At 58.1% G+C, this 1327-nt stretch carries 1 protein-coding gene; it reads left to right on the forward strand.

From position 1 onward, the window contains the following. Positions 1-70: 70 nt before the first annotated feature. A protein-coding gene (locus tag EQV90_RS21650) for an IS3 family transposase (RefSeq protein WP_240878677.1) occupies positions 71-1290 on the forward strand; the annotation gives its coding sequence in 2 pieces (ribosomal slippage) (positions 71-416 and positions 416-1290; 1221 coding nt in all). Positions 1291-1327: the final 37 nt, after the last annotated feature.

Raw genomic sequence — 1327 nt, forward strand, 5'->3', positions numbered from 1 at the left:
TGAACGAGCCCCATGAAAGACAGGACACCGTTCCCCCCTTAAGATAAGGGATAGGCAAACGGGTATGTTTATGACTAACAGCAACGATAAGGGTGGCGAGCTGCTCGGCCAGGAACGCCGACGCCGCTGGAGCACCGACCAGAAGCTGGCCATGGTTCGCGAGAGCCTTGAACCCGGACAAAGTGTGTCCGTAGTGGCCCGGCGCAACGGTATTAACGCCAACCAGCTGTTTCTATGGCGCAAGCTGTACCAGGACGGAAGCCTGTCGGCGGTCAGTGCTGGCGAGGCAGTGGTACCGGCGTCGGAACTGAGCGATGCGCTCAAGCAGATCCGCGAATTACAACGGATGCTGGGCAAGAAGACGATGGAAGCGGAAGTCCTCAAAGAGGCCGTGGAGATCGCCCGGTCGCGAAAATGGATTGCGCACTCACCCTTGTTGCCGGGGGACGACCAGTGAAACTGGTCAGCGAATGTCTCGGTGTGTCGCGCTCGCAATTAACGGTTCGAATCAAGCAATTGGTATCGCCCAAAGTACGGCGACGTCGGCTCGTGAACGATACGGAACTGGTCGCCGAGATTAAGCAGCAAGTCAGCGAGTTGCCGAGCTATGGCTACCGTCGGGTTTGGGGGTTGCTGCGCCGCGAGCGTGAAGTCCAGTCACTGGCCTCGATCAATGTGAAGCGGGTTTACCGCGTCATGCGCGATCACAATCTGTTGCTGGAACGACGCATCAAGCAGCCTGGCGTGCAGCGCCGGCATGAAGGCCGAATAGCCGTTACTACCAGCGATACCCGCTGGTGTTCGGATGGCTTCGAGTTCCGCTGCGATGACGGTGCGAAGTTGAGTGTAACTTTCGCCCTGGACTGCTGTGACCGCGAAGCCATTAGCTGGGTCGCCAGCCCGACGGGCTACAGCGGTGACGACATCCGAGACTTGATGTTGGAAAGCGTAGAGAAGCGTTTCGGCGATCAGCTACCCAGCACGCCCGTGCAATGGTTGAGTGACAACGGTTCGGCCTATATCGCCGAGCAGACGCGTGTGTTTGCCCGCCAGATCGGCTTGCAGCCGGTGACTACACCGGTGCGAAGCCCGCAGAGCAACGGCATGGCAGAGAGCTTCGTGAAGACGATCAAGCGTGATTACGTAGCGCACATGCCCAAACCGGATCGAGAAACGGCGCTGCGCAATCTGACGATTGCCTTCGAGCATTACAACGAGCAGCATCCGCACAGTGCTTTGAAATATAGGTCGCCGAGAGAGTTTAGGCGTTTGGCAGCAGCATCAATTTAACGGGGAGTTGGTGTCCGGTTTGGTAGGGGCAAGTCCA

It is taken from the genome of Pseudomonas sp. TMW22089 (genome assembly GCF_022496645.1).
In the GTDB taxonomy this organism is placed as follows: Bacteria; Pseudomonadota; Gammaproteobacteria; order Pseudomonadales; family Pseudomonadaceae; genus Aquipseudomonas; species Aquipseudomonas paraversuta.